The 6,479-nt window shown below is 71.5% G+C and carries 5 protein-coding genes and 1 pseudogene; 3 read left to right on the forward strand and 3 right to left on the reverse strand.

The window, feature by feature from the left end:
- Both ACTHNQ_RS06330 and ACTHNQ_RS06335 read right to left on the reverse strand, forming a co-directional pair.
- Positions 1–290: pseudogene (locus ACTHNQ_RS06330) on the reverse strand (serine hydrolase); the annotation flags it as partial.
- 86 nt (positions 291–376) lie between these two features.
- Positions 377–2,359 carry a M13 family metallopeptidase gene (locus ACTHNQ_RS06335; protein ID WP_440332081.1) on the reverse strand — a complete coding sequence of 661 codons (1,983 nt, stop codon included), beginning with the start codon at positions 2,357–2,359 and terminating at the stop codon, positions 377–379.
- Positions 2,360–2,546: 187 nt separating this feature from the next.
- Between ACTHNQ_RS06335 and ACTHNQ_RS06340 the strand changes: the two genes are divergently transcribed.
- The gene (locus ACTHNQ_RS06340; protein ID WP_440332083.1) at positions 2,547–3,872 is read left to right on the forward strand and encodes an MATE family efflux transporter; all 1,326 of its coding nucleotides are present in this window, start codon (positions 2,547–2,549) and stop codon (positions 3,870–3,872) included.
- 6 nt (positions 3,873–3,878) lie between these two features.
- Here ACTHNQ_RS06340 and ACTHNQ_RS06345 read toward each other — a convergent pair whose 3' ends face one another.
- Positions 3,879–4,532, reverse strand: coding sequence for a TrmH family RNA methyltransferase (locus ACTHNQ_RS06345; RefSeq protein WP_440332085.1), 654 nt, complete (start codon positions 4,530–4,532; stop codon positions 3,879–3,881).
- 157 nt (positions 4,533–4,689) lie between these two features.
- Between ACTHNQ_RS06345 and ACTHNQ_RS06350 the strand changes: the two genes are divergently transcribed.
- On the forward strand, positions 4,690–6,141 hold the full coding sequence (locus ACTHNQ_RS06350; RefSeq protein ID WP_440332087.1) for an Nramp family divalent metal transporter: 1,452 nt from the start codon (positions 4,690–4,692) through the stop codon (positions 6,139–6,141).
- A gap of 42 nt (positions 6,142–6,183) precedes the next feature.
- On the forward strand, positions 6,184–6,479 hold a 296-nt coding region (locus ACTHNQ_RS06355), incomplete at its 3' end, for a metal-dependent transcriptional regulator (protein ID WP_440332089.1).

The raw sequence follows: 6,479 nt of genomic DNA on the forward strand, positions 1-6,479 counted from the left end.
AGCGGCTCGAGGCGGCCGGACTCGAACGCGGCGGCCACCTCGATCAGCAGCGGCACGACGCCGAGGCCCGCCACCGGCAGCGTCACGAAGTCGTCGCCCGAGAGCACCGACGTGCCGCGGTCGAGGTCGGTGATCCTCACCGAGATCTTCGCGCCGGACGCGGCGAGGTCGTCGAGCGCCTTCAGCGTCGACGCGAACGAACGACGACCGACGGCTGCACGCTTCGGCAGTCGTTTTCCGGTGCTTCGTCGCGCCCCCCGCAGCGACTCGGCATCCTTTCGGGGCTCCATGCCCACGGAGCGTCCTTCCCCAGTTCTCGGTGTGGTGCGGTGGTGACGCCGCTTCCAGCGCGGCGTCGGGGGCAGGGGGTCGGACGTCACCAGATGGTGACGCGCTGACCCTCGTCGAGCCAGAGCGCGTCCGACTCGGTGACACCGAACGCGTCGTAGAACGCGTCGATGTTGCGGACGATCTGGTTGCACCGGAACTCGTTGGGCGAGTGCGGGTCGATCGTCAGCAGGCGGATGGTCTCGGCGTCGCGGCCCTTCTGCTGCCAGATCTGCGCCCAGCTCAGGAGCAGACGCTGGATGCCGGTGAAGCCGTCGATCTCGGGCGCCTCCACGGCCACGCCCTCTTCATCGGTGCCGAGCGACAGGGCGTACGCGCGGATCGCGATGCCGAGACCGCCGAGGTCGCCGATGTTCTCGCCGATCGTGAGCGCGCCGTTGACGTGGTTCTCCTCGGCGAGCCCCTGCGGCACGAGCGCGTCGTACTGCGCGATGAGGCTCTTGGTGCGCTCCTCGAACGCGGCGCGGTCGTCGTCGGTCCACCAGTCGCGTAGCGAACCGTCGCCGTCGAAGCGGCTGCCCTGGTCGTCGAAGCCGTGGCCGATCTCGTGCCCGATGACCGCGCCGATGCCGCCGTAGTTCGCAGCGGCGTCACGTTCGGCGTCGAAGAACGGGTACTGCAGGATGGCCGCGGGGAACACGATCTCGTTCATGAGCGGGTTGTAGTACGCGTTGACGGTCTGCGGCGTCATGAACCACTCGTCGCGGTCGATCGGCTGGCCGACCTTGGCGAGCTGGCGGTCGTGCTCCCACACGTGCGCCCGGCGCACGTTGCCGACGAGGTCCTCGGCGTCGATCTCGAGCGTGGAGTAGTCCTTCCACGTCGTCGGGTAGCCGATCTTCGGCGTGAAGGCGTCGAGCTTGGCGAGCGCGCGCTCGCGGGTCTCGGGGCTCATCCACTCCAGGTCGGTGATCGACTGGCGGTACGCCTCGATGAGGTTGCCGACGAGCTCGTCCATCGCGACCTTGGCCGCCGGCGGGAAGTGCCGCTCCACGTAGACCCGGCCGATGGCCTCGCCCATCGCCGCCTCGGTGAGGCTGACGCCGCGCTTCCAGCGCTCGCGGTTGACCGGGACGCCGGTGAGCTGCGTGCCGTAGAACCCGAAGTTCTCGGCGACGAACTCCTCCGAGAGGAACGGCGCGGCCGAGTGGACGACGGCGAAGCGCAGCCAGGCCTTCCAGTCCTCGAGGCGGTCCTCGACCAGCAGCGCGCCCAGGCCCTCGAAGAAGCTCGGCTGGTAGACGTTGATCTCGGCGAACGCGTCCGCGTGCTCGGGGGCGGCCCCCTCGCGCCACGGCGTGAGGTCGACGCCGACGAGCGCCTGCACCTCGTCCCACGTCTTCAGGTTGTAGGTCTTGACGGCATCCCGGCTCGACACGTTGTCCCAGTGGTGGGTGGCGAGCTCGGTCTCGAGCGCGACGATGCGGTCTGCGGATGCCTCGGCCTCTGCCACTCCGGCGAGCTCGAGGATGCGGTGCACGTGCGAGCGGAACGCGATGCGCGTCTCTTGGAAGTTCTCGAGCCGGTAGTAGCTCTCGTCCGGGAGCGACAGCCCGCCCTGCAGGAAGAACGGCACGTACCGCTGCGGGTTGCCCGGGTCGGGCTCGATGTAGAGGTGGATCAGCGCGGCGACGCCGTCGCGCTCGAACTCGCCGATCGTGCGGAGGAACCCGGGGATGTCGGCGACCGCCTCGACGCGCGCCAGCGTGTCGGCCAGCGGAGCCGCGCCCTGCGCCTCGATGCGCTCGGTGTCCATGAAGCTCGTGTAGAGGTCGCCGATCTTGCGCGCCTCGGTGCCCGCCTCCGCCTGCTGCGACTCCTCGACGATCGCGTGGACGTCCTTCTCGGCCTGCTCGGCGATCAGGTGGAACGAGCCCCAGCGCGCCTTGTCTTCGGGGATCTCCGTCCGCTCGATCCACGAGCCGTTGACGTGGCGGAACAGGTCATCCTGAGGGCGGATCTCGGCGCTGAGTTCCTCGAGCGCGAGACCGGAGCGGGGGGCGTCGGTCATGCGTTCCAGGTTAGCCGCCCGGCCGACCGCGGGAAGCCGCGCGCCGGGACCGTAGCGCGGTCGTTACCCGTGGATCCCGTGGTGCGCGCATGGGCTCGGCCTGCGGCATCCCTCCACGTCCTCGACCGAGGGAGCCCGCACAGGGGCGCCGCGATCCGGCGTCGGCGGCCCGCCCTAGGCTCGGAGGGTGACGAGCGCCCGAGACACCCTGAACCGCGACATCCTGCGGCTCGCCGTGCCGGCGCTCGGCGCACTCATCGCCGAGCCGCTGTTCCTCATCGTCGACTCGGCCCTCGTCGGGCACCTCGGGGTGGTGCCGCTGGCGGGCCTCGGGATCGCCTCGGCCGTGCTGCAGACCATCGTCGGCCTCATGGTGTTCCTCGCGTATTCGACGACACCCGCCGTCGCCCGCCGGTTCGGCGCCGGCGATCCGTCGCGCGCGGTGTCGGTGGGCATCGACGGCATGTGGCTCGCCCTCGGTCTCGGCGCGGTGCTGGCGGTGGTCGGCTACTTGGCGACCCCCTTCCTGGTGACCCTGTTCGGCGCACCGGCGGGCGTCGCCGAGCAGGCCGAGATCTACCTCGGCATCTCGATGTGGGGCCTGCCCGCGATGCTCGTGGTGTTCGCGGCGACCGGCCTGCTGCGCGGCATGCAGGACACGGTGACGCCGCTGTGGATCGCAGGCCTCGGATTCGGGGCCAACGCGCTCCTCAACTGGCTCTTCATCTACGGCCTCGGCTGGGGCATCGCCGGTTCCGCCTTCGGCACGGTCGTGGCCCAATGGGGCATGGTGGCCGCGTACGTGCTGGTCATCGGCCGGCTCGCCCGCCGGCACGAGGCATCCATCCGCCCCCAGCGCGACGGCGTGCGCGGATCGGCGCGGTCAGGTGGGTGGCTGTTCCTGCGCACGGTGTCGCTGCGCGTCGCACTGCTCGCGACGGTCGCCGTCGCGACCGGCCTGGGCACCGACGAGCTCGCCGGCTGGCAGGTCGCGTTCACGATCTTCTCCACGGCGGCCTTCGCGCTCGACGCGCTCGCCATCGCCGCGCAGGCGCTCGTCGGCAAGGGCCTCGGCGCCGACGACCCGCACACCGTGCGCCGCGTGCTCGGCCGCACCGTCGCGTGGGGCGCCTGGTTCGGCATCATCACCGGCGTGGTCATCGGTGCGCTGTCGGGCGTCCTCGGCCTGCTGTTCACCGGGGACGCGGCGATCGCCGCCCTCGTGCAGCCCGCGCTCATCGTGCTGGCCGTCGCGCAGCCGGTGTGCGGCGTGGTCTTCGTGCTCGACGGCGTGCTGATCGGAGCCGGCGACGCCCGGTACCTCGCGATCGTCGGGGTGCTGAACCTCGTGCCGTTCGTGCCGGCGCTCGTGATCATCGCCATGCTGCACCCGGGCGGCGCGGCCGGTCTCGCCTGGCTGGCCGTCGCGTTCTTCGGCGTCTACATGCTCGCGAGGCTGATCACGCTCGGGTGGCGCGTGCGCGGCTCGGCCTGGATGACCGTCGGCGCCTGACGAGGCTCACGCCCAGCGGCGGCACCACTCGTACATCACGACGGCCGCAGCCGCGCTGGCGTTGATGGAGCGCGTCGAGCCGTACTGCTCGATCTCGACGGTGGTGGATGCCGCGGCCAGCGCCTCGGGCGAGAGCCCGGGCCCTTCCTGCCCGAACAGCAGCACGCAGGCCTCGGGCAGGTCGGCGGCGGGCAGCGGCACCGAGCCGTCGACGTTGTCGATCGCGATGACCGGGAGGGATGCCGCCGCAGCCCACTCCGCGAACGCCTCGACCGTCTCGTGGTGGCGCACGTGCTGGTACCGGTCGGTGACCATGGCGCCGCGGCGGTTCCAGCGGCGCTTGCCGATGATGTGCACCTCGGCGGCGAGGAACGCGTTGGCGCTGCGCACGATCGAGCCGATGTTCATGTCGTGCTGCCAGTTCTCGATCGCGACGTGGAAGCCGTGGCGCCGCTCGTCGAGGTCGGCGACGATGGCGTCCATCGTCCAGTACCGGTAGCGGTCGACGACGTTGCGGGCGTCGCCGTTCGCCAGCAGGTCGGGGTCGTAGCGCGCGTCGTCGGGCCAGACCTCGGGTCCCCCCGGCCACGGTCCGACCCCGACCGGCAGCAGGGGCTCGCTCGGCTCGGTGTGGGGTGCGGGCTGCTCGGGTGCGGTCACCGGCCCAGGGTATCCGCCGAAACGTGCGGTTCCGCAGGCTCGGTGTGACTAGAGTCCGGTCTGCGCCGCGCCCACACGCGATCCGCTCCCGGCCTGCCTGCACTCACGCACGATTGCCGACCTTTCGGCATGCCGAAATCTGCCGTATGTTTTCGGTATGCCGAAAACAGCGACGGGTCCGGATGCCTCGACCGCCGTTCGCCGGGCACCGAGCGTCCCCCGCGCCGCGTGGCTGATCGGCCCCGCCCTGGTCGCGGGCGTCGCGTATCTCGACCCCGGCAACGTCGCCAGCAACATGACCGCCGGTGCCCGCTACGGCTACCTGCTGGTGTGGGTCGTGGTGCTCGGCAACGTCATGGCGTGGCTGATCCAGTACCTCTCGGCCAAGCTCGGGATCGTCACCGGCCGGAGCCTGCCCGAGACCCTGGGCGGCCGCATCCGCCGCCCGTGGGCGCGCCGCGCGTACTGGCTGCAGGCCGAGCTCGTCGCGATGGCGACCGACATCGCCGAGGTGATCGGCGGCGCCGTGGCGCTCAACCTGCTGTTCGGTCTGCCGCTGGTGTGGGGCGGCGCCATCACCGGCGCGGTGTCGATCGCGCTGCTGCTGATCCAGTCGCGGCGCGGCCCGCGCACCTTCGAGTTCGTCGTCATCGGCCTGCTGGCCGTCATCGCGCTGGGGTTCACGTTCGGGGTGCTCGTCGCGCCACCCGACCCCGCCGGCGTGGTCGGCGGTCTCGTCCCCCGCTTCGAGGGGACCGACTCGGTGCTGCTGGCTGCCTCGATCCTCGGCGCGACGATCATGCCGCATGCGATCTACGCGCACAGCGCCCTCGCGCGGGACCGGTTCGCGCCGCGCACCGGCACCGCCTCGGGTCCGGGGCACGAATCGTCCGTCCGGGGCGCGCTTTCCACGCCCCACGGCGCCGCTTCGCGCACCGAACCCGAGGAACGAATCGTCGTGCGCCACTCCGGGGCGACCGACCTCTCGGCATCCGGTGCTCACCCGCTCAGCGACCGCGGCTCGGCCGACCCGACCCTCGCCGAGCTGCGCGGCATCCCGACCCGGCGGCTGCTGCGAGCGACGAGGTGGGACGTGTCGATCGCGATGCTGATCGCGGGCACCGTCAACCTGTGCATCCTGCTGCTGGCGGCCGCGAACCTCGCGGGGGTGCCCGGTACCGACTCGCTCGAAGGCGCCTATGCCGCGCTCTACGCGGGCCTCGGCCCTCTCGTCGCGACCTTGTTCGCGGTCGGACTGCTCGCGAGCGGGCTGGCGAGCACGTCCGTCGGCGCGTACGCGGGCGCTGAGATCATGCACGGCCTGCTGCACATCCGCGTGCCGCTGCTCGCGCGGCGGCTCGTGACGCTGGTCCCGGCGCTCATCATCCTCGCGCTCGGGTTCGATCCCACGGCCGCCCTCGTGCTCAGCCAGGTGGTGCTGTCGTTCGGGATCCCGTTCGCGCTGGTGCCGCTGGTCGCCCTCACGGCGAACCGCGATGTGCTCGGCCCGTTCCGCAACCGCGCGTGGACGACGATCGCGGGGGTGGCGGCATCCGTCTTCCTCATCGCGCTCAACGCAGTGCTGCTCTTCCTCGTGCTGACCGCCTGAGCGAGAGGGTGAGGGCCGGGGGCCGCGGGTAGCCTGGTGGCCGTGCCCTCACCCGCGGTCGATGACTACCTGAAGACGATCTACCACCACACCGAGTGGCAGGACGACCGCATCACGCCGTCGCAGCTGGCGGCCGAGCTGGGGCTCGCGCCGTCGAGCGTCACCGAGATGGTGCAGAAGCTCGCCGCGCAGGGGCTCGTGACCCACCGCCCGTACGGTCCGGTGTCGTTGAGCGAGGCCGGCGAGCGGCGCGCCGCCGCGATCATCCGGCGTCACCGCCTCATCGAGACATGGCTGGTGCGCGAGTTCGGCTACTCGTGGGACGAGGTCCACGACGA

This window comes from Microbacterium sp. (assembly GCF_051953575.1).
Classification (GTDB): Bacteria; Actinomycetota; Actinomycetes; order Actinomycetales; family Microbacteriaceae; genus Microbacterium.